Source organism: Streptomyces sp. NPDC012474 (assembly GCF_042955185.1).
Classification (GTDB): domain Bacteria; phylum Actinomycetota; class Actinomycetes; order Streptomycetales; family Streptomycetaceae; genus Streptomyces; species Streptomyces cahuitamycinicus.
Genome location: NZ_JBIBEP010000005.1, coordinates 440,857 through 461,126, shown reverse-complemented (window position 1 = coordinate 461,126; position 20,270 = coordinate 440,857). Strand labels below are relative to the sequence as shown.

The 20,270-nt window shown below is 70.2% G+C and carries 20 protein-coding genes and 1 riboswitch; of the genes, 12 read left to right on the top strand and 8 right to left on the bottom strand.

The features are described from left to right. From ACFY9S_RS15030 to ACFY9S_RS15020, 3 genes are all read left to right on the top strand, one after another. Positions 1 to 855 (top strand): cbb3-type cytochrome c oxidase subunit I (locus ACFY9S_RS15030; RefSeq protein ID WP_391127654.1); only part of this gene is annotated, 855 nt, incomplete at its 5' end. Next, on the top strand, positions 852 to 1,250 hold the full coding sequence (locus tag ACFY9S_RS15025; protein WP_391127652.1) for a cytochrome c oxidase subunit 4: 399 nt from the start codon (positions 852 to 854) through the stop codon (positions 1,248 to 1,250). The genes ACFY9S_RS15030 and ACFY9S_RS15025, both read left to right, overlap by 4 nt. Positions 1,251 to 1,381: 131 nt before the next feature. Next, positions 1,382 to 2,638, top strand: coding sequence for an Ig-like domain-containing protein (locus ACFY9S_RS15020; RefSeq protein WP_391127649.1), 1,257 nt, complete (start codon positions 1,382 to 1,384; stop codon positions 2,636 to 2,638). Positions 2,639 to 2,761: 123 nt separating this feature from the next. Here the strand turns inward: ACFY9S_RS15020 and ACFY9S_RS15015 are convergent, their stop codons facing one another. After that, a complete protein-coding gene (locus ACFY9S_RS15015) occupies positions 2,762 to 3,163 on the bottom strand; it encodes a hypothetical protein (protein ID WP_391127646.1) in 402 nt (133 codons plus the stop codon). Positions 3,164 to 3,308: 145 nt separating this feature from the next. On the opposite strand from ACFY9S_RS15015, the gene ACFY9S_RS15010 reads away from it, so the two are divergent. The 6 genes from ACFY9S_RS15010 to ACFY9S_RS14985 all read left to right on the top strand — a co-directional run bounded on the left by ACFY9S_RS15010 (position 3,309) and on the right by ACFY9S_RS14985 (position 10,432). Further along, positions 3,309 to 3,929 (top strand): heme-copper oxidase subunit III, encoded by a 621-nt coding sequence (locus tag ACFY9S_RS15010; protein WP_030249479.1) that lies wholly within the window; start codon positions 3,309 to 3,311, stop codon positions 3,927 to 3,929. Between the two features lie 81 nt (positions 3,930 to 4,010). After that, positions 4,011 to 4,823 (top strand): c-type cytochrome, encoded by an 813-nt coding sequence (locus ACFY9S_RS15005; protein WP_102912849.1) that lies wholly within the window; start codon positions 4,011 to 4,013, stop codon positions 4,821 to 4,823. Continuing rightward, the gene (locus ACFY9S_RS15000) at positions 4,820 to 5,893 is read left to right on the top strand and encodes a Rieske 2Fe-2S domain-containing protein (RefSeq protein ID WP_391127642.1); all 1,074 of its coding nucleotides are present in this window, start codon (positions 4,820 to 4,822) and stop codon (positions 5,891 to 5,893) included. The genes ACFY9S_RS15005 and ACFY9S_RS15000 overlap by 4 nt, the downstream gene beginning before the upstream one ends. Then, positions 5,890 to 7,512 (top strand): cytochrome b N-terminal domain-containing protein, encoded by a 1,623-nt coding sequence (locus tag ACFY9S_RS14995; protein ID WP_391127639.1) that lies wholly within the window; start codon positions 5,890 to 5,892, stop codon positions 7,510 to 7,512. The genes ACFY9S_RS15000 and ACFY9S_RS14995 overlap by 4 nt, the downstream gene beginning before the upstream one ends. 137 nt (positions 7,513 to 7,649) lie before the next feature. Further along, a complete protein-coding gene (gene trpD, locus ACFY9S_RS14990) occupies positions 7,650 to 8,714 on the top strand; it encodes an anthranilate phosphoribosyltransferase (protein ID WP_391127636.1) in 1,065 nt (354 codons plus the stop codon). Positions 8,715 to 8,787: 73 nt separating this feature from the next. Then, a riboswitch (SAM riboswitch) is annotated at positions 8,788 to 8,904 on the top strand. 160 nt (positions 8,905 to 9,064) lie between these two features. Continuing rightward, a complete protein-coding gene (locus ACFY9S_RS14985) occupies positions 9,065 to 10,432 on the top strand; it encodes an aminotransferase class V-fold PLP-dependent enzyme (RefSeq protein WP_391127633.1) in 1,368 nt (455 codons plus the stop codon). Here the strand turns inward: ACFY9S_RS14985 and ACFY9S_RS14980 are convergent. The 7 genes from ACFY9S_RS14980 to ACFY9S_RS14950 all read right to left on the bottom strand — a co-directional run bounded on the left by ACFY9S_RS14980 (position 10,387) and on the right by ACFY9S_RS14950 (position 16,983). Then, complete coding sequence (locus ACFY9S_RS14980; RefSeq protein WP_391127630.1) at positions 10,387 to 11,583, bottom strand: glycerate kinase; 1,197 nt, start codon at positions 11,581 to 11,583, stop codon at positions 10,387 to 10,389. The two genes, ACFY9S_RS14985 and ACFY9S_RS14980, sit on opposite strands and share 46 nt — an antisense overlap. A 10-nt stretch (positions 11,584 to 11,593) precedes the next feature. After that, complete coding sequence (locus tag ACFY9S_RS14975) at positions 11,594 to 13,021, bottom strand: SLC13 family permease (RefSeq protein ID WP_391127678.1); 1,428 nt, start codon at positions 13,019 to 13,021, stop codon at positions 11,594 to 11,596. Positions 13,022 to 13,172: 151 nt separating this feature from the next. Next, the gene (locus ACFY9S_RS14970; protein ID WP_391127627.1) at positions 13,173 to 13,832 is read right to left on the bottom strand and encodes a winged helix-turn-helix domain-containing protein; all 660 of its coding nucleotides are present in this window, start codon (positions 13,830 to 13,832) and stop codon (positions 13,173 to 13,175) included. Further along, complete coding sequence (locus tag ACFY9S_RS14965) at positions 13,829 to 15,343, bottom strand: ATP-binding protein (protein ID WP_391127624.1); 1,515 nt, start codon at positions 15,341 to 15,343, stop codon at positions 13,829 to 13,831. The genes ACFY9S_RS14970 and ACFY9S_RS14965 overlap by 4 nt, the downstream gene beginning before the upstream one ends. Then, positions 15,270 to 15,599: a small secreted hydrophilic protein gene (locus ACFY9S_RS14960; protein WP_391127621.1), complete on the bottom strand. Its 330-nt coding sequence runs from the start codon at positions 15,597 to 15,599 to the stop codon at positions 15,270 to 15,272. Before ACFY9S_RS14960 ends, ACFY9S_RS14965 begins: the two co-directional genes overlap by 74 nt. Positions 15,600 to 15,729: 130 nt before the next feature. After that, positions 15,730 to 16,011: an Lrp/AsnC family transcriptional regulator gene (locus tag ACFY9S_RS14955; protein ID WP_030848030.1), complete on the bottom strand. Its 282-nt coding sequence runs from the start codon at positions 16,009 to 16,011 to the stop codon at positions 15,730 to 15,732. 234 nt (positions 16,012 to 16,245) lie between these two features. Then, a complete protein-coding gene (locus ACFY9S_RS14950; protein WP_391127618.1) occupies positions 16,246 to 16,983 on the bottom strand; it encodes a rhomboid family intramembrane serine protease in 738 nt (245 codons plus the stop codon). Between the two features lie 159 nt (positions 16,984 to 17,142). Here ACFY9S_RS14950 and ACFY9S_RS14945 point away from each other — a divergent pair, with 159 nt between their 5' ends. The 3 genes from ACFY9S_RS14945 (at position 17,143) to ACFY9S_RS14935 (ending at position 20,090) form a co-directional block, all read left to right on the top strand. After that, positions 17,143 to 17,382, top strand: coding sequence for a hypothetical protein (locus tag ACFY9S_RS14945; protein ID WP_391127616.1), 240 nt, complete (start codon positions 17,143 to 17,145; stop codon positions 17,380 to 17,382). A 72-nt stretch (positions 17,383 to 17,454) separates the two neighbouring features. After that, on the top strand, positions 17,455 to 18,804 hold the full coding sequence (locus tag ACFY9S_RS14940) for an NYN domain-containing protein (RefSeq protein WP_391127613.1): 1,350 nt from the start codon (positions 17,455 to 17,457) through the stop codon (positions 18,802 to 18,804). Positions 18,805 to 19,049: 245 nt separating this feature from the next. Further along, on the top strand, positions 19,050 to 20,090 hold the full coding sequence (locus ACFY9S_RS14935) for a C40 family peptidase (protein WP_102907931.1): 1,041 nt from the start codon (positions 19,050 to 19,052) through the stop codon (positions 20,088 to 20,090). Positions 20,091 to 20,270 lie beyond the last annotated feature (180 nt).

The window sequence follows — 20,270 nt, the reverse complement described above, 5'->3', positions numbered from 1 at the left end:
TTCGGTTACACGGGTCTGATCGGCGCGACCATCGCGATCGCGGGTCTGTCCGTGACGGTGTGGGCGCACCACATGTACGTCACCGGCGGTGTGCTGCTGCCGTTCTTCTCCTTCATGACGTTCCTCATCGCCGTCCCGACCGGTGTGAAGTTCTTCAACTGGATCGGCACGATGTGGAAGGGCTCGCTGTCCTTCGAGACACCGATGCTCTGGGCGACCGGCTTCCTGATCACCTTCACCTTCGGTGGTCTGACCGGTGTCATCCTGGCCTCGCCGCCGATGGACTTCCACGTCTCCGACTCGTACTTCGTGGTGGCGCACTTCCACTACGTCGTCTTCGGCACCGTGGTGTTCGCGATGTTCTCCGGCTTCCACTTCTGGTGGCCGAAGTGGACCGGCAAGATGCTGGACGAGCGCCTCGGCAAGATCACCTTCTGGACGCTGTTCATCGGCTTCCACGGCACGTTCCTGGTCCAGCACTGGCTGGGCGCCGAGGGCATGCCGCGTCGTTACGCCGACTACCTGGCGGCCGACGGCTTCACCGCGCTGAACACGATCTCGACGATCAGCTCGTTCCTGCTCGGCATGTCGATCCTGCCGTTCTTCTACAACGTGTGGAAGACGGCGAAGTACGGCAAGCCGGTCGAGGTCGACGACCCGTGGGGCTACGGCCGCTCCCTGGAGTGGGCGACCTCCTGCCCGCCGCCGCGGCACAACTTCATCACCATGCCGCGGATCCGCAGCGAATCCCCGGCGTTCGACCTGCACCATCCGGAGATCGCCGCCCTCGACCAGCTCGAGAACGTCGGTCACGGCGAGAAGGCCCTCGCTGGCGGCAAGGAGGCCGGCAAGTGAAGATCCAGGGCAAGATGTTCATGTGGCTGAGCGTCTTCGTGCTCGTCATGGCGGTCGTCTACGGTTTCTGGTCGAAGGAACCGGCCGGCACCACGGCTCTCTTCCTGACCTTCGGCCTGTGCATCATGATCGGCTTCTACCTCGGCTTCACGGCCAAGAGGGTCGACGTGGGCGCCCAGGACAACAAGGAGGCGGACGTCGCGGACGACGCCGGCGAGGTCGGGTTCTTCAGCCCGCACAGCTGGCAGCCGCTCTCCCTGGCCATCGGCGGCGCCCTCGCCTTCCTGTCGATCGCGATCGGCTGGTGGCTGATGTACTTCTCGCTGCCGATCATCCTGATCGGCGTCTGGGGCTGGGTGTTCGAGTACTACCGCGGTGAGAACCGCACCCAGTAACACGAGCCGAGCGCTTCAGGGGCCCGGACACTCCGAGAGGAGCGTCCGGGCTCCTGCTTTTGCCGCAATGCGTGTCACTCGTACGAGTCGCTCGGCGTGCCGCTGTTGACGCCGCTTCCTAGCGTGACCTCATGAGCCACACAGCGATATCCCGCCCCCGCACCGTCGTCGGCTGCACGCTGCTGGTGATCGCCCTCTGTGCGGGCGTCACCGCCTGCGGCTCGGACGGCAACCCGCTGGCCGCCCGCCCCTACGACGCGGCGGACCAGGTCTCCTTCAACGCCCCCTCGGAAGGCCGTAATAAGAAGGCCGACCCGGACAAGCCCCTGGAAGTCGTCGAGGACTCCGACGGGCGCATCACGGACGTCACGGCCCACGACGCCTCAGGACGCTACGTGGCGGGCGAACTCGCCGCCGACGGCAGTCGCTGGCACAGCACCTCCCCGCTGGCCGCGAACGCCAGCTACACGGTCCGTGTGAGCACCGAGAACGAGGACGGGGCGCCCGGCCGCAAGGTCGTGACCTTCGACACCGGCAAGCCCGCCACCAAGAAGCGCCTGGACGTCACCTTCGGACCCAAGACGGGCACCTACGGAGTCGGCCAGCCCGTCACGGCCGAGCTGAGCCGGCCCGTCAAGGACAAGGTCCAGCGGGCCGTCGTGGAACGCGCTCTCAAGGTCTCCTCGACGCCCTCCACCGAGGGCGCCTGGCACTGGGTGGACGACAAGAAGCTCCACTACCGCCCGAAGGACTACTGGCCCGCCCGGGCGACCGTCCAGGTACGCAGCAACCTGCAGGGCATCAAGATCGGCGACCGGATGTGGGGCGGCAAGGCCAAGCCGCTGACCTTCACCACCGCGGACAAGCTCATCGCCGTCACGGACGCCGCCGCCCACCGGATGACCGTCTACAAGAACGACGAGATCGTCCGGGAGATACCGGTCACCACGGGTATGCCCGGCTACGACACCCGCAACGGCGTCAAGGTCGTCCTGGCCAAGGAGGGCACCGTCCGCATGACCAGCGCCAGCATCGGCGCCGCGGACTTCTACGACCTGATCGTGCACCACTCGGTCCGGGTCACCAACAGCGGCGAGTACGTCCACGCCGCCCCCTGGTCCGTCGGCTCCCAGGGCTACGCCAACGTCAGCCACGGCTGCACCGGCATGAGCAACGAGAACGCCGCCTGGTTCTACGACACCGTCCGCGAGGGCGACGTCGTCGAGGTCGTGAACTCCGGCGGCGACACCATGGCCCCCTTCGGCAACGGCTTCGGCGACTGGAACCTCGACTGGGCGAAGTGGCGCACCGGCAGCGCCCTCGTGGGCGGCACCCCGGACGGCCCCGCACAGGCCGACAGGGCCCGCCTGAGACCGCAGAGCGTCTAGACGCCCTCAGGGGCACGTCCCTCAGGGGCGCGGGGCTGTGTCGATATGCGGCTCCGCCGCGTGGGCGCGACGAGACACAGACCACCCGCACCCGCGAGACAACAGGTGCGTGCCCCCGAGCCCCTAGGCGTTCAAAGCCGCCTTGTCCCGCAGCAGAGAAGCCAACGCGGAGGCGAACTCCACCGGCTCCACCGGCAGGGTCACGGCCGCCTCCGCCCGGCTCCAGGTCGCCAGCCACGCGTCCTGGGGCCGCCCGATCAGCAACAGCACCGGCGGGCAGTCGAACACCTCGTCCTTGATCTGCCGGCAGAGCCCCATGCCTCCCATCGGCACGGCCTCGCCGTCCAGTACACAGACGTCGATCCCACCCCGGTCCAGCTCCGTGAGCACCGCGGCGGGAGTCGCACACTCCACGAACTCCACCACGGGAACGTCCGGAGCCGGCCTCCGTCCCGTGGCGAGCCGCACCTGCTCCCGGGTGTTGGAGTCGTCGCTGTAGACCAGCACCGTGGCGGTCGGCTGCATTGTTCCTCCGTGACGTCAGCGTCGTAAGGACAGGCCCGTTGGGCCGGATGCTACTCCCTTGAACCCCACGTCAACACCGGTACGACCGGCTTAGACACTCCGAACGGCACCCCCCGGAGTGAGGGCGGGATAAGCGACCGACATAATGTCGGTCGTGGCGACAGCAACGACAGTAGAAACCGGGCACGCGCACCCGTCGGTCAACCGGCCGAACCTCACCAGCGTCGGAACCATCATCTGGCTGAGTTCCGAGCTGATGTTCTTCGCGGCCCTCTTCGCGATGTACTTCACCCTGCGATCGGTGACGGGTCCCGATCACTGGAAGGAGATGGCCAGCCATCTCAACTTCCCGTTCTCGGCGGCGAACACCACCATCCTGGTGCTCTCCTCGCTCACCTGCCAGCTCGGCGTCTTCGCCGCCGAGCGCGGTGACGTGAAGAAGCTGCGGATGTGGTTCATCGTCACCTTCGTGATGGGTGCGATCTTCATCGGCGGTCAGGTCCTCGAGTACACAGAGCTGGTCAAGGAGGCGGGCCTGTCCCTGTCCTCGGACCCGTACGGCTCGGTGTTCTACCTGACCACCGGCTTCCACGGCCTGCATGTGACGGGCGGACTCATCGCCTTCCTGCTGGTCCTGGGCCGGACCTACGCGGCCCGGAGGTTCACCCACGAGCAGGCGACGGCCGCGATCGTCGTGTCCTATTACTGGCACTTCGTCGATGTCGTCTGGATCGGTCTCTTCGCCACGATCTACATGATCAAGTAGCAGGGCCCGCATCCGCGCGTGCTCGACGCAGCGCGCATCCCAGAAGCATCGACGCAGAAGATCCTGACACCGGGGTAATCCGTGAAAAAGCTCTCCGCACGACGACGCCACCCGCTGGCGGCGCTCGTCGTCCTACTCCTCGCGCTGGCATGCACCGGGGGGCTGTACGCCGTGTTCGCACCCGCGGACAAGGCGCAGGCCGACGAAACCGCCCAGTCCCTCACCATCGAGGAGGGCAAGAAGCTCTACGCCGTCGGCTGCGCCAGTTGCCACGGCACCGGCGGTCAGGGCACCTCCGACGGGCCGAGCCTGGTGGGTGTCGGCGCCGCGGCCGTCGACTTCCAGGTGGCCACCGGCCGTATGCCGGCCGCCACCTCCCAGGGCCCCCAGGTCCCGGAGAAGAAGAACATCTACTCGCAGGCCGAGATCGACCAGCTCGCGGCGTACATCGCCTCGCTGGGCGCCGGTCCGTCGATCCCGACGGAGGAGCAGTACGGCCCCGAGGGCGCCGACATCGCCAAGGGCGGTGAGCTGTTCCGCAACAACTGCGCGCAGTGCCACAACTTCACCGGCAAGGGCGGCGCGCTGACGCACGGCAAGTACGCGCCGAGCCTCGAGGGCGCCTCCCCGAAGCACATCTACGAGGCCATGCAGACCGGCCCGCAGAACATGCCGTCCTTCCCCGACACCACGCTGTCGGAGAAGAACAAGAAGGACATCATCGCGTACCTCGACGCGGTCAACAGCGAAAAGACCGAGAGCCCCGGCGGCCTCGCACTGGGTGGCCTCGGGCCGGTCAGCGAGGGCCTGTTCGGCTGGATCTTCGGTCTCGGCGGTCTGATCGCCGTCGCCGTGTGGGTCGCCGCCCGGACCGCAAAGGCCAAGAAGTCATGAGTAGCCAAGACATTCCAGAAGAGAACCTGCCTGCCGCGCAGTCCGCAGGACATGACGAGCACGGGCACGGCGCGGTGAGCGTCGCGGACGACAAGCACCCGTTCGCCGACCCGGGCCTGCCGCCCCACGAGCACCGGATCCAGGACGTCGACGAGCGGGCCGCCAAGCGCTCGGAGCGCTCGGTCGCCCTGATGTTCACGATGTCGATGCTGGCCACGGTCGCCTTCATCGCCGCGTTCGTGGCGATCCCGGTCGACAAGTCGGTCTACATCTGGCCGCTCGGCCACATCAGCGCCCTGAACTTCGCGCTCGGCATGACGCTCGGCATCGCGCTGTTCTGCATCGGCGCGGGCGCCGTCCACTGGGCCCGCACCCTGATGTCGGACGTGGAGGTCGCCGACGAGCGGCACCCGATCGAGGCGACGCCCGAGGTCCGCGAGAAGGTCTTCGCGGACTTCAGCCAGGGCGCCAAGGAGTCCGCGCTCGGCCGCCGCAAGCTGATCCGCAACACGATGCTCGGCGCGCTCACGCTGGTGCCGCTCTCCGGCGTCGTACTGCTGCGCGACCTCGGTCCGCTGCCCGGCACGAAGCTCCGCCACACGCTGTGGTCCAAGGGCAAGCTGCTCGTCAACATGAACACGAACGAGCCGCTGCGTCCGTCCGATGTCGCGGTCGGTTCGCTGACCTTCGCCAAGCCCGAGGGCCTGGAGGAGCACGACCACGGGTTCCAGAACGAGATCGCCAAGGCCGCCCTGATGATCGTCCGGCTCCAGCCGGACGACATCAAGGACAAGCGCGAACTCGAGTGGTCGCACGAGGGCATCGTCGCGTACTCGAAGATCTGCACCCACGTCGGTTGCCCGATCTCCCTGTACGAGCAGCAGACGCACCACGTGCTCTGCCCCTGCCACCAGTCCACCTTCGACCTCTCCGACGGTGCCCGAGTGATCTTCGGTCCCGCCGGTCACGCCCTGCCGCAGCTCCGCATCGGCGTGAACGACGAGGGCTACCTCGAGGCGCGCGGCGACTTCGAAGAGCCCGTCGGCCCTGCTTTCTGGGAGCGCGGATGAGCACTGCACAAGAACGACGCAAGGCGCCCGCGGGTGAGCGGGTCGCCGACTGGGCCGACGGCCGCCTCGGGATCTACTCCCTGGCCAAGGCCAACATGCGCAAGATCTTCCCGGACCACTGGTCCTTCATGCTGGGTGAGATCTGCCTCTACAGCTTCATCATCATCATCCTCACGGGTGTGTACCTGACGCTGTTCTTCCACCCGTCGATGAACGAGGTGGAGTACCACGGCAGTTACGTCCCGATGCAGGGGCAGCTGATGTCGGAGGCGTTCGCCTCCACGCTGGACATCAGCTTCGACGTCCGCGGCGGTCTGCTCATCCGGCAGATCCACCACTGGGCGGCGATCATCTTCCTCGCCGGCATGTTCGTGCACATGATGCGCGTCTTCTTCACCGGCGCGTTCCGCAAGCCGCGCGAGATCAACTGGATGTTCGGCTTCCTGCTGTTCGTCCTGGGCATGTTCACCGGCTTCACCGGCTACTCGCTCCCGGACGACCTGCTCTCCGGCACCGGTGTCCGCTTCACCCAGGGCGCGATCCTGTCCGTGCCGATCGTGGGCACGTACATCTCGATGTTCCTGTTCGGCGGGGAGTTCCCGGGCACCGACTTCATCGCCCGGTTCTACTCGATCCACATCCTGCTGCTGCCGGGCATCATGCTCGGGCTCGTGGTCGGCCACCTGATCCTGGTCTTCTACCACAAGCACACCCAGTTCGCGGGTCCCGGCCGGACCAACAAGAACGTCGTCGGCATGCCGCTGCTGCCGGTCTACATGGCCAAGGCCGGAGGCTTCTTCTTCCTGGTCTTCGGTTTCATCGCGGCCCTCTCCGCCATCGCGACGATCAACCCGATCTGGGTCCTCGGCCCCTACCGGCCCGACCAGGTGTCGACCGGCGCCCAGCCCGACTGGTACATGGGCTTCGCCGAGGGTCTGATCCGGGCGATGCCGGGCTGGGAGATCAACCTCTGGGGTCACACCCTCGTCCTGGGTGTGTTCATCCCGCTGCTGCTCTTCGGTGTCTTCCTGGGGATCATCGCCCTCTACCCGTTCATCGAGTCGTGGGTCACCGGGGACAAGCGCGAGCACCACATCCTGGACCGGCCGCGCAACGCCCCGACCCGCACCGGCGTCGGTGTCGCGTGGATCACCGGCTACATCATCATGCTGATCGGCGGTGGCAACGACATCGTCGCCACGCACTTCCATCTGTCGATCAACGCGGTGACCTGGTTCGTCCGGATCGGGTTCTTCGTCGGACCGGTCCTCGCCTTCATCGTCACCAAGCGCATCTGCCTCGGGCTGCAGCGCCGGGACAAGGAGAAGGTGCTGCACGGCCGCGAGACCGGCATCATCAAGCGCCTGCCGCACGGTGAGTTCATCGAGGTGCACGAGCCGCTCAGCCAGGAGCAGATGTACACGCTCACGGCGCACGAGCAGTACCAGCCCGCCGAGATCGGCCCGACGGTCGACGAGAACGGTGTCGAGCGCAAGGTGAAGGGCTCCGAGAAGCTGCGCGCCAAGCTCAGCGACGCCTACTACGGCGAGGGCGCCCAGATCCCGAAGCCCACCGCCGAGGAACACCGGGAGATCACGAGCGGCCACGGCCACCACTGATCGACTGCTTCGCCACGCCACACGAGGGGCCCCGTCCGGTGTTCGGACGGGGCCCTTCGCCATGCCCGGCGCTGGATAGGGTGGACCCGTTGAGACTCTCGTCCCGCAGTGCGGGACGCCTGACCCTGGAGCGGCTTATGAGCGCTGTGACCCCCGCTGGAGGCGACACCGCGGCGGGCCGCTCCTGGCCCCGGCTGCTGAACGGCCTGCTGGACGGCAGGCACCTGAGCGCGGACGACACCGCCTGGGCGATGGACCGGATCATGCGCGGCGAGGCGACCGAGGCGCAGATCGCCGGGTTCGTCGTGGCCCTGCGCGCCAAGGGCGAGACCGTCGAGGAGATCAACGGCCTCGTCCGCACCATGTACGAGCACGCCAACGTGATCGAGGTGCCCGGGGCGACGGTGGACATCGTCGGCACCGGCGGCGACGGGGCGAAGACGGTCAACATCTCCACGATGTCCTCGATCGTCGTCGCCGGAACCGGTGCGAAGGTCGTCAAGCACGGCAACCGGGCCGCGTCCTCGGCGTCCGGGGCCTCCGACGTGCTGCAGAAGCTCGGGGTCAACCTGGAGCTCCCCCTGCACCGCGTCGCGCAGGTCGCCGACGAGGCAGGGATCACCTTCTGCTTCGCGGTGAAGTTCCACCCGGCGCTGCGGCACGCGGGCGCGGCCCGCGGTCAGTTGGGTATCCGTACGGTGTTCAACGCCCTCGGCCCGCTCACCAATCCCGCCCGGGTCCGTGCCCAGGCGGTCGGTGTGGCGGACCCGCGCATGGCGCCGATCGTCGCGGGTGTCTTCGCCGAGCGCGGTAACTCGTCCCTGGTCTTCCGGGGCGACGACGGCCTGGACGAACTGACCACGACGGCCACCTCCCGGGTGTGGATCGTCCGGGACGGCGAGGTGACCGAGCAGTCCTTCGACCCGCGTGACGTGGGCCTCGAACTGGTTCCCGTGGAAGCGCTGCGCGGCGCGGACGCCTCCTACAACGCCGAGGTCGCCCGCCGCCTGCTGGACGGTGAGACCGGCCCGGTCCGCGACGCGGTCATCCTGAACTCGGCGGCGGCACTGGTGGCCCTGGAGCCCACCGCCGCGCCACTGGCCGAGCAGATCCGCGCCGGGATGGCGAAGGCGGCCGAGTCGATCGACTCGGGGGCGGCCAAGCGGACGCTGGAGCGCTGGGTGGCCGCGAGCAACGCATAGGGAACCCTGACGGCGTCCCGCGATCCGGACTCGGGTTGCGGGACGCCGATCTTTTCGCATACGTTCGTGACCAGGTCATGAGTGACAGTCATGAGGCCCCGGCCGACTGTCCGGCAACCCTCCGTCCGTGGCGGGGTGCCCCGGGTGAAGACCAGGCCGCAGGCAGCGAGGTCTGTGGCAAGCGCGGACCCCTCGAGATACCAGGGGTCCTGGTCGTCGAGGAGCCTCCCGTGAGCAAGCGAATGCGCTAGGGCCGCAACGCCCCGCCTCCGCACCCTTCTTTCTTTCCCCCCGCTGGCAGCCGTACCGGCTCGCGGGCGGATTCCACCTGCCTTCACGGGAGTTCACCCATGTCCGTCTCCACCCTTGCCTCCGCCCCGTCCGTTTGTGCCCCGCTGCCCGTTCTGGGGCGGGATGTCACCGTGCCGCTCGTGACCGGCGGCGAGGTCGCCTACGCCGCGCTCGACTACGCCGCCAGCGCCCCGGCACTCCAGCGCGTCTGGGACGACGTCGCCGCCTACGCGCCGTACTACGGCAGCGTCCACCGTGGTGCCGGGTACCTCTCCCAGCTCTCCACCGACCTGTTCGAGAACGCCCGCCGGACCGTCACCGAGTTCCTCGGCTGCCGCGAGGGCGACCAGGTCGTGTTCACGCGGTCGACCACCGACTCCCTCAACCTCCTCGCCGCCGCCCTCCCCGCCGACTGCCAGGTCTTCGTCTTCGAGACCGAACACCACGCCGCCCTGCTGCCCTGGCGCAACGCCCGCGTCACCTGCCTCGACGCCCCGCGCAGCCCCCGCGAGGCCGTCGAGACCCTGGAGCGCGCCCTCGCCGGCCGTGACCCCTACGGACCGGCCCTGGTCTGCGTCACCGGCGCCTCGAACGTCACCGGCGAGCTGTGGCCCGTACGGGAACTCGCGGCGGCCGCCCACGCCCATGGCGCGCGGATCGTGCTGGACGCCGCCCAGCTGGCCCCGCACCACCCGGTGTCCGTCCGGGACCTCGACGTCGACTGGGTCGCCTTCTCCGGGCACAAGCTGTACGCGCCCTTCGGCTCCGGCGTCCTGGCCGGGCGGGCCGACTGGCTGCGCTCCGCCGAGCCGTACCTCGCGGGCGGTGGCGCCAGCCGCAAGGTCGGCCGGCGCCAGGACGGGGGAGTCGAGGTGGAGTGGCACGACAGCGCCGCCCGCCACGAGGCCGGGTCGCCCAACGTCATCGGCGCCTACGCCGTCGCCTCGGCCTGCAAGGCGCTGACCGAGGCCGGCTTCGACAGCCTCGTCGCCCGTGAGCAGCACCTGGTGCGCGCCGTGCGGGAGGGGCTCGCCGACGTCCCGCAGGTGCGGTTCCTGTCCCTCTTCGGGGACGACGCGCCGCGCGTCGGCGTGCTCTCCTTCGTCGTCGAGGGCTGGAACAGCTCGCACTTCGCCGCCGCCCTGTCCGCCGAGTACGGCATCGGCGTACGGGACGGGCTGTTCTGCGCGCACCCGCTGGTGCGCACACTGCTCGGCAGCGACCCGCAGTCGCAGGGCGAGTGCGGGTCGCCGGAGGCCGCGCCCGGGGAGAAGTCGCTCAACGCCATCCGGGTCAGCTTCGGCGCGGGCACGCCGGACGAGCACGTGGAGCGGTTCGTGCGGGCGGTGAAGGAGCTCGTGACGGACGGGGCGAAGTGGAACTACCGCACGGAGGACGGGCGCTGCGTGCCGGACACCTCCGCCTGAACCACCGGTAGCCGGGTGCCCAGGACGATCATGCGCAGGGCGCGTTCGGTGGCGTCCGTGAGGAGTTCACTCGCGCGGAGCAGGGCCTCGGCCAGCTCCATCGGGGCGGGCAGGATGCCGTGGCAGGCGTCCACTCCCGGCACGTCGCCCGCGCCCTCGCCGAGCGTGCCGGCCAGGGCCAGGACGGGACGGCCGTAGAGCTTGGCGCGGCGGGCCACCTCGGCGGGGACCTTGCCGCGGGGCGTCTGGTGGTCCAGGGCGCCCTCGGCGGTGACGACCAGGTCGGCGCGGGCCAGCCGGGCGTCCAGGTCGAGGTGGTCCAGCAGCACGTCGAAGCGGGGGAGCAGCCGGGCGCCCAGGGCGGCCAGCCCGGCTCCCAGCCCGCCGGAGGCTCCCGTGCCCGGCCCGGAGTGAAGGTCGCTGTCCGACATGGCGGCGTCGCGGGTGAGGATGAACGCCCAGTTCTCCAGGGCCGCCGAAAGCTCCTCCACCTGCGCGGGCGTCGCGCCCTTCTGCGGACCGAAGACCCGGGCCACGCCCCGCTCGCCGCACAGCACGTTGTACGGGTTGCAGGCGACGAGCAGCTCCACCTCCGCGAGGCGGGGGTCCAGGCCCCTGGGGTCGACGCGGTGCAGGCGGGTCAGCTCCCGCCCGCCCCGGGCGAGTTCCCGGCCGTCCTCGTCCAGCAGCCGGGCGCCCAGCGCCTGGAGCGCGCCCGCGCCCCCGTCCGAGGTGCCCGAGTCGCCGCAGCCGACGAGGATCCGCCGGACGCCCGAGTCCAGGGCGGCGCGGATCAGTTCGCCGACGCCGTACGTGGTGGTGGCGCCCGGGTCGCGCAGGTCGCGCGGCACGAGGGAGAGGCCCGCCACCGCCGCCATCTCCACCACGGCGGTGTCCCCGCCGCCCAGCAGGGCGAAGTGCGCGGCGATGGTCTCCCCGACCGGGCCGGTCGCCGGCGTGGTGACGATCCTGCCCCCGGTCGCCGCGGCCAGGGCGAGAGCCGTTCCCTCACCGCCGTCCACCAGCGGCACGAGGTCGATCTCGGCGCCGGGCAGGACCCGGCGTACGCCGGCGGCGATGGCGTCGGCGGCGGCCTCCGCGGACAGGGACTCCTTGAAACCACTGGGGGCTACGACGACACGGGTGAGCATGGACGACTCCTCAAGGGGTGACGGACACGCCGAGCAGCGGCCACACCGCGACGGCGAAGAGCAGGACCAGCGCGGCGGTCAGCGGCGCCAGGACGGCGGACAGCCGCAGCAGGTCGCGCGGGGCGTAGGTCGGCGTGCCGGGGAGCTGCGCGAAGAGCGCGACCGGCTTGGCCGAGGCGGGCAGGGTGTGGCAGAAGCCCGCGGCTGCGGTCGAGGCGAGGGCGGCGGCGACCGGGTTGACCCCGACGCCGGCCGCGGCGGCCACGACCAGCGGCACCAGCACCGACGAGCGGGCCGAGCGGGACTGCAGGACCAGGTGGGCCGCCGTGCTGACGGTGATCACGACCGCCAGGAACAGCATCGGGGACGCGTCGGCCGGCAGTCCGGAGACCAGCCACTTCGCCGCTCCCGAGTCGGCCAGCGCGACCCCCATCGCCATCGTCGCGGCCATGAACAGCAGCAGCGACCAGGGGACGGTCTTCAGCGCGTCCTTCAGGCGCACGGTGCCGAGGGCGGGCGAGGCGGCGATGATCGCGCCGATCAGCGCGACCAGGGCCGGTGGCACGCGGTGCAGCGGCTCACTGCACCACAGGGCGATCACGGTGGCCAGCAGCAGGACGCAGCGCTTCTCGGCCTGGCTCCAGGGGCCGGTGACCGGCTGTTCGCTGTGCCGCTGGATCTGCTCGGGGGTGATGTGGACGGGGCCGGTGCGGTCCGCGCGCCGGGTCGTCGTCAGCAGGACCAGCTCCGCCGCCAGGTGGGAGGAGGCCACGGCCAGCGGCAGGCCCAGCAGCAGCCACTGGGTGAAGCCGATGTGCTGTCCGGTCGTCTCCCACAGCACCGACACGGTGATCAGATGGGCTCCCGCGCCGATCAGCGTCGCCACCGCCGACAGAAGGATCACGGTCGGGAACAGCAGGGCCAGCATCACGACCAGCCGCTTCCGGTCGGCCAGGACCTTGGCGAGGGCGAGGAACACCGGCAGCGCGAGCGCGGCCCGCCCGGAGGTGGCGGGCACCGCGAACGCCGTGACGACCAGGGCGGTCGTCGTCAGGTGCACCAGCTGCCGTACGGTGCGCGCCCCGCTGACCAGGAACACCGCCGCCCGCCCGGCGAGCCCGGTCCGGCTCACCGCGGCCGCCAGCACGAACGCGCAGATCAGCAGCCACACCGTGGCGTCACCGAGCGTGCCGAACAGGGTGTCGCTGCTGATCACCCCGGTCACCGTGAGCGCGAGCCCGGCGCCGAGCGCGACATACGTGTCGTCGACCGGCGTCCCGATCCAGGCGCAGGTCGCGAGGACGAACACGACGAGCGTGAGCCGTGCGTCGCCGCCGAGCCCCGGGAAGTTCGTGGGGACGGCGAGCAGGGCACACATGGACAGGGCGAAGCACAGGGCGGTGGCGGTTCGGAGGTTCGGCGTCACACGATCGAGCATTCGCCCGGGCGGTGAGTCGTCGATGAGTTCCACATGAAGGAACTTTCAGGTGCGGTACCTCAGGGGCGCGGGTCTGTATCGATCTGCGGCTCCGCCGCGTGTGCGCGATCAGCCCACGACAGCCCACACCGGGCATCGGCGCCGAGTGCCACTACGGCAACCGGTACCCCATCCCCCGCACCGTCTCCACCCGCTCCGCCCCCAGCTTCTTGCGCAGCGTCCGCACGTACACGTCCACGATGTTGGAGCCCGGATCGAAGTCGTAGCCCCACACGTGGGACAGGATCTGCTCCCGCGACAGCACCTGCCCAGGGTGCCGCAGGAAGAGCTCCAGCAGCACGAACTCACGCGCCGTCAGGTCGACCGTCCGCTCCCCGGACCGGGCACGCCGCGTCCGCAGATCCAGGCTCAGGGACCCCGACCTGAGCATCGTCACCTCCGGCGCCCGCGCCGCCGTCCGCAGCCGCAGCCGCACCCGGGCGAGCAGCTCCTCGAACCGGAACGGCTTGGTCATCCAGTCGTCGGCGCCGCCCTCCAGGCCGGCCACCGTGTCCCGTACGGAGTCCCGCGCGGTCAGCACGATCACCGGCACCGACACCCGCGCCTCGCGCAGCTCCCGCAGGATCGTGAAGCCGTCCCGGCCGGGCAGCCCGATGTCCAGGACGACGAGGTCGAAACCGCCGGTCAGGGCGTACTCGTAGCCCGCGTCGCCGTCGGTGACGACGGTCGTGGTGAAGCCGTTGGAGCGCAGGCCCTTCTCCACGAAGGAGGCGATGCGCTCCTCGTCCTCGACGATGAGGATGCGGTTCACGTGGGGTCCCCTTCCGGTTCCCGGGGTGCGTGCAGGACGAGGGCGAAGGTGGCGCCGCCCCCGGGTGTGCCGTACAGCCGTACGCGGCCCCGGTGCCCCTCGGCGATGGCCTTGACGATGGACAGTCCGAGTCCGGCGCCGGAGCCCCGGGCGCCCCGGCGGGCCGTGCCGCGCCGGAAGCGTTCGAAGATCACCTCGGCGTCCTGCGGCTGCACACCGGGCCCCGAGTCGGCCACGTACAGCTCCAGGTCCGGGCCGTCGGTGCGGGAGCCGATGCGGATGGTCTGGCCGGGGGTGGTGTGCTGCACGGCGTTCTGCGCGAGCTGCACCATGGCCTGGGTGATCCGCTGCGGATCCAGGTCGGCCTCCAGGTCGGCGACCCCGTCGAGCCGCCAGTCGCGCTCGCCCAGGGTGCGGGCCTTGACGAAGACGTCGGCGGTGAGTTCGGCGACCTGGAACGGCTCGGGGGAGACGAAGTCGGGGCGTTCGGCCTTGGCGAGCAGCAGCAGGTCCTCGACGATGCGGCTCATCCGGTCCAGCTCGTCGGTGACCAGCCGGACGGTCTCCTCGCGTTCGGCCGGATCGTCGCCCATGACCTCCAGATGGCCACGCACGATGGTGATGGGGGTGCGCAGCTCGTGCCCGGCGTCGTCGACGAACTCGCGCTGTGCGGCGAAGGCCCGCTCCAGCCGGTCGAGCATGCCGTTGAACGTCTCGGCGAGTGCCGCTATGTCGTCATGGCCGTGCACCGGGATCCGGCGCGTGAGGTCCTGCTCGGTGAGCTGCGCCGCCGCGGTGCGCACCACCCGCACCGGTTTGAGGATCCGCCCGGCGACGGCCCAGGCGATGCCGACGGTCAGCAGCAGGGCCACCCCGGAGATGACGAGGAGCGTGCGGAACACGCTGTTCACGCGGGCCTGCTCACGCTCCGGGTGGAACGCCACGACGAACGCCGCGTCCGGCTCCCGGCCCGGCTGGACCACGGTGACCTTCGCCCAGCGGATCTCGCCCTGCGGCCGGTCGAGTACGCCGGAGGAGTCGGGCGAGCCGAAGATGCGGGCCCGGGCCCCGGGGTCCTCGTGCAGGGGCAGGGCGACGGGCAGGTCGTGCGGCTGGCGGATCTGCAGCGGGCCGGCGCCCGCCCGGCCGACCAGGCCGATCAGCTCCTCGTCCGCGTCGGGGTACTGCCGCTCCAGGAACACCGTCAGCAGCCGGTCCGCGTCGGTGAACGGGCGGCCGGTCCGCGGATCCCCGCCGCGCTCCTCGAAGTTCGCGAACTCGCCGGTCTCCTGGGTGAGCAGGCGGTTGATGCGGTGGTCGACGTCCCGCAGCAGGAACGAGCGGGTGGTCATGGCCACCGAGGCGAGCGCCAGCGCCATCACGAGCAGCAGCCACAGCAGGATCCGGACCCGGGCGGAGACCCGCCGGCGGCCGGTGTCAGCCGTCGGAGCCGGGGCCGTCGTCGTCGCCCGGTCCGTCGTCTCCGGTGCCCTGGCCGCGGTCGTCGTCATCGTCGTCACTCGCTGAGCTGTCGGTCACCGGAGGCCGCGAGACGACCTCGTCACCCGGTGTGGCGCCGGGCGGTGTGGCCTTCGGGGCGGGCGGGAGCGTGGAGGTGGGGGTGGGCGAGCCGCGGTCCAGCTCGACCTGCTGGGAGGGCACCCTGGGCGACTCCGGGCTGTCCGCGAGCGCGTAGCTGGTCGCGGCGATGCCCAGTGGGATCAGCACGACGGCGGACAGGGCCGCCATCCGGCGAGAGAAAACCATGGGACCGATCCTGCGGCCGGAACCCGGGGAGCGGGATGAAGCCCGGATGAAGAACTCCTCATCCGGGACCGGGCGGGGACGACGGAACCCTCCAGCGTCTGTCGTCCGCGGCGTGATCCAACGACAGGCCCTAGTTGTCCAGCCCGATCGAGAACGCCGCCTCGAGGTCGTGCTGCGAGTACGTACGGAACGCCACGTGCGTGTCGGTCCCCTCCACGCCGGGGATCTTGCTGATCCGGCCCGGGATGACCTCCGCCAGGTCCTCGTGTTCCTTCACCCGGACCATCGCGATCAGGTCGTAGGTGCCGGTGACGGAGAAGACCTCGCTGACGCTGTCCAGCGCCGCGATCGACTCGGCGATCTCGGGGATCCGGTCCACGCTGGTCTTGATGAGGACGATCGCGGTGATCACGGCTGGTTCTCTCCCTCGGGGGCCGGAGCAGGGGCGGCCTTCACTCTAGGGCCTGTCGTTTGGACCACGCCTCAGACGCGGGGTCTGGCACGCACATCTGCCGCGTTGTCGTCGGTTGCCGACTCCCCCACGCTCGGCTGCGCTCGCGCGGGAGGGACCCCCATCGCGTCGACGCCCTCCTCCGCCTTGCAGCTGCACGCACCAGACCCCGCTCACCGGCATCGAGCAGCACCGTCAGTCTCCTGCGGCCTGATCCAAACGACAGGCCCTAGTGGGGCCGGTGGGACGGCCGTAGCGGACCGACGCGTAGCCGAAGCCCAGACCGAATCCGATCAGGTGGGCGAGGTAGGCGACCCCCGGCCCGTCCGAGGCCCGCCCCGCCGCCAGCCACTGCAGTGCCGCCCAGAACGGCAGCACCACCCACGCCGGGAAGCGCACCGGCAGGAAGAAGAGGAACGGCAGCAGACTGGTCACCCGGGCACGCGGGAACAGGTACAGGAACGCGCCGAGGACCGCGGAGATCGCCCCCGAGGCACCGACCAGGGACTGCTCGGAGTCCGCGTTGGCGACGGCGTAGCCCAGCAGGGCCAGGTAGCCGCAGCCGACGTAGAACAGGGTGAACTGCACTCGGCCCATCCGCTCCTCGGTCATCGCCCCGAAGACGTAGAGGAAGAGCATGTTGCCGAGCAGGTGCACCCAGCTGCCGTGGACGAAGAGCGCGGTCGCGGGGGTGAGGGCCGGCCCCGCGGACCCTTCGAACAGTTCTGCGGGAATCACGCCCCAGCGCCGGAAGTAGGCCCGCTGTACGGCGAGCAGTTCGTCGCCCGTGCCGTACGCCGGATTCAGGCCCGAGGCGGGCCCGGCCAGGAAAGCCAGGCAGCACAGCGCGATCAGTGAGTACGTCACCGGCGCCGACGACCCCCTGACCGATCTGCCGGCCCGGACGATCGACGCACTCCACTTGCGGATCATGAACACAGAGCATGACGTAAGGGGATGCAACCACCCAGACCGCCTCGCCGCCGTGGACACGCGGGCGGCGGGTACTCGCCAGGCCGTAGGGTTACGAGCCATGCGCACCGGGGATGCCGGTCGCGTCGCGGACACTAGAAGGAAAGAGAACAGGTCACGATGACGGTTCCCCTGCCGACCACTGAGACGCGGTGGCGCTGCACCCTCTGCGGCAACCTCACGAGGTTCGACGTGACCCGCTCGTCGAAGGTCGTCGAGTACGTCCACCTCGACCTGGCCGGAGAGCCGAAGGTCGAGGAGCGCGAGGTGCTCAGTGAGACCATCGAGTCGGTGCGCTGCCGCTGGTGCAACGCGGTGGACCAGGTGGAACTCGTGGACAGGCCGGGTGCCGGCTCCTGACGATGGGGGTCCCCCCGCTCGAGCGAAGTCGAGCGTGGGGGAGGGCCCCGCAAGAATTGGGGTGTGTGACGGATGGCGGAGACCACGGGCGGGGGGCCGGACGACGGCGCCGCCGAGGTGCTCGACCGTCCGCTGCCCGACGGCGTGCGCCGCAGGGTCGTGCAGATCGTCTCCGACGGCTTCGGCGCGCTGACGGTCGGGGAGTTGCCCGCGCAGCTCCGGCAGTACGCCCGGTTCGCACCGAACCGCCGGGCGAAGTTCGCCGGCAACGCGATGGCGGCAGCGCTGGAGACCGATCCGCTGTTCCGGCAGCGCATCGGGGAGAAGCTCAGAGAGGCCCAGCCGGAACTGACCGGCGCCCTGGACTCAGGCTCCCCGCCTCCGGCCGCGGACCCGCTCGATGTGGCGGCCGCGGCCTACGTACTGCGGCCCCCCGGCTGGGTGAAGCAGGTGACCGCCGCCGGCGAGGAGGCCCAGCGAGCCGACGCCGAGCGCGCCGACGACGAGGTCCGGGCCGAGCTGGAGCGGCTGCGCGCCGAACTGGACCGGGCCCGCGACCATACCCGGGCCGAGACCGAGCGACTGCGCACGGAGCTGGAATCGGCCAAAAAGGAAACCGAGTCGCTGCACCGCAAGCTGCGCGCCGCCCTCAGTGACGTCAAGCGCGGCGAGGCCGCCCTGCGCAAGGCGCAGGGCGAGATGGATGCCGTCCGCGCCGAGGGGCACGCCCAGGTGTCCGCCGCCGAGAGCGAGACCCGTCGGCTCAAGTCCCGGCTGGGCGAGACCGAGGCCGCCCTGGAGGCCGCGCGCCGGGCCGCCCGCGAGGGCCGCAGCGTCGAGGACATGCGGGTACGGCTGCTGCTGGACACCCTGCTGGACGCCACCCAGGGGCTCCGCCGCGAACTGGCCCTGCCGCCGGTGTCGGTGCGCCCCGCCGAGACCGTCGACGCCGTCGAGCCGGGCCGGATGTCCCCGAAGGACATCGCCGCCCGCGCCCTGTCCGAGAACGACCCGCAGGTCCTGGACCAGCTGCTGGCGCTGCCGCAGGCCCATCTGGTCGTCGACGGCTACAACGTCACCAAGACCGGCTATCCGCAGATGCCGCTGGAGAAGCAGCGCCTCAGGCTGCTCGGACAGCTCTCCCAACTGGCCGCGCAGAGCGGCGCCGAGGTGACCTGCGTCTTCGACGGCGCCGAACTCGCCGCGCCGGTGCTGCTGGCGCCGCCGCGCGGCGTCCGGGTGCTCTTCTCGAAGCCGGGGGTCACCGCCGACGAGCTGATCCGCCAGCTGGTGCGCGCCGAACCCCCGGGCCGCCCGGTCATCGTGGCCTCCACCGACCGTGAGGTCGCCGACGGCGTCGCCCGCGCCGGCGCCCGCCCGGTGGCCTCGGCGATGCTCCTCAAGCGCCTTTCGAGGGCCTAGGAGGCATACGCCCGATGCGTAACGTCCGGGCGTGATGCCCGAATTACTGGGACCTGTGAGCCACGTTGCGTCAAGTAGGTCTCACCATCAGTGAGTCCAGAGGAAAAGTTGGCCTACCGTGACGCGATTTTTCATCTGAGGATTTGAACTGATCACAGGAAGGTCACTAGGGTCGGGCCGAACCTCCGCTCGGGTGATCGCTCATCGGGAGAGACGGCGGAGGAGCCAGAAGGAGCTTGTCACCCGTGGCGTCCCACCGTCGTCCGAAGCAGCCGAGCCGCGCACGTGTGACCGTGCTGACCACCGCCGCCGCCGCTGCCGTCGCCTTCAGCTCGCAGGCCGCCAACGCCGCCCCCAGCGAGAAGCCGAGCAAGGACGAGGTCAAGGCCAAGGTCGACAAGCTCTACGAAGAGGCGGAGCAGGCCACCGAGAAGTACAACGGGGCCAAGGAGAAGCAGGAGAAGCTCCAGAAGGAGATCTCCACCATCCAGGACAACGTGGCCCGCGGCCAGGAAGAGCTCAACGAGCTCCGCGACAGCCTCGGCCTCGCCGCCGCCTCGCAGTACCGCACCGGCTCCATCGACCCCTCCGTCCAGCTGTTCCTCTCCGCCAACCCGGAGGACTACCTGGACAAGGCCTCCACCCTCGACCAGTTGAGCAGCCAGCAGGTCGAGGCGCTGAAGAAGGTCCAGGAGAAGCAGCGCGAACTCGCCCAGGAACGCGCCGAGGCCTCCGAGAAGCTCAAGGACCTCGCCTCCACCCGGACCGAACTCGGCAAGAAGAAGAAGGAAGTCCAGGGCAAGCTCTCCTCGGCGCAGAAGCTGCTCAACAGCCTCACGGCCGCGCAGAAGGCCGAACTGGCCGCCGAGCAGAACCGCGCCAGCCGGACCAGCGAGCGCGACGCCCTCACCGTCGACGTCCCGCCCGGCTCGGGCCGTGCCGCCGCCGCCTTCGCCTTCGCCCAGAGCCAGCTCGGCAAGCCCTACGTCTACGGCGCCACCGGCATGAGCTCCTACGACTGCTCCGGCCTCACCTCCCGGGCGTACGCCGCGGCCGGCGTCCAGATCCCGCGCACCTCCGAGGCCCAGACCGGAGCCGGCACCAAGATCTACTCGGTCAGCCAGCTCAAGGTCGGCGACCTGGTCTTCTTCTTCAACGACCTGCACCACGTGGGCCTCTACGCCGGCAACGGGCAGATCATCCACGCCCCGCGCACCGGCACGGTCGTCCGCTACGAGTCGATGGACACCATCGGCGGCCCGTTCATGTTCGGCGTCCGGGTCTGATCCCGACCCCCGGCGCCGTCCGCCGGAGACTTCCGGCGTTCTCAAGATCAGGACACGGTGTCCGCCGTTCGGGCGAATCGCAACAGCCCGAGTGAGCCCACGCCCCGCCATTGACCTGCGTCAGCGGCGGGGCGCCGTGCTGGATACCCACGGATGGCCGTTGGCGGCCCCCCGTCACGG

What these genes read in the sequence shown, in the direction of transcription:
- ACFY9S_RS15020 (WP_391127649.1), top strand. Translation starts at nt 1,382, where the DNA reads ATGAGCCACACAGCGATATCCCGCCCCCGCACCGTCGTCGGCTGCACG.
- ACFY9S_RS15015 (WP_391127646.1), bottom strand. Translation starts at nt 3,163, where the DNA reads ATGCAGCCGACCGCCACGGTGCTGGTCTACAGCGACGACTCCAACACC.
- ACFY9S_RS15010 (WP_030249479.1), top strand. Translation starts at nt 3,309, where the DNA reads ATGTCGGTCGTGGCGACAGCAACGACAGTAGAAACCGGGCACGCGCAC.
- ACFY9S_RS15000 (WP_391127642.1), top strand. Translation starts at nt 4,820, where the DNA reads ATGAGTAGCCAAGACATTCCAGAAGAGAACCTGCCTGCCGCGCAGTCC.
- ACFY9S_RS14995 (WP_391127639.1), top strand. Translation starts at nt 5,890, where the DNA reads ATGAGCACTGCACAAGAACGACGCAAGGCGCCCGCGGGTGAGCGGGTC.
- trpD (WP_391127636.1), top strand. Translation starts at nt 7,650, where the DNA reads ATGAGCGCTGTGACCCCCGCTGGAGGCGACACCGCGGCGGGCCGCTCC.
- ACFY9S_RS14985 (WP_391127633.1), top strand. Translation starts at nt 9,065, where the DNA reads ATGTCCGTCTCCACCCTTGCCTCCGCCCCGTCCGTTTGTGCCCCGCTG.
- ACFY9S_RS14980 (WP_391127630.1), bottom strand. Translation starts at nt 11,583, where the DNA reads ATGCTCACCCGTGTCGTCGTAGCCCCCAGTGGTTTCAAGGAGTCCCTG.
- ACFY9S_RS14975 (WP_391127678.1), bottom strand. Translation starts at nt 13,021, where the DNA reads ATGCTCGATCGTGTGACGCCGAACCTCCGAACCGCCACCGCCCTGTGC.
- ACFY9S_RS14965 (WP_391127624.1), bottom strand. Translation starts at nt 15,343, where the DNA reads ATGACGACGACCGCGGCCAGGGCACCGGAGACGACGGACCGGGCGACG.
- ACFY9S_RS14960 (WP_391127621.1), bottom strand. Translation starts at nt 15,599, where the DNA reads ATGGTTTTCTCTCGCCGGATGGCGGCCCTGTCCGCCGTCGTGCTGATC.
- ACFY9S_RS14950 (WP_391127618.1), bottom strand. Translation starts at nt 16,983, where the DNA reads ATGATCCGCAAGTGGAGTGCGTCGATCGTCCGGGCCGGCAGATCGGTC.
- ACFY9S_RS14945 (WP_391127616.1), top strand. Translation starts at nt 17,143, where the DNA reads ATGACGGTTCCCCTGCCGACCACTGAGACGCGGTGGCGCTGCACCCTC.
- ACFY9S_RS14940 (WP_391127613.1), top strand. Translation starts at nt 17,455, where the DNA reads ATGGCGGAGACCACGGGCGGGGGGCCGGACGACGGCGCCGCCGAGGTG.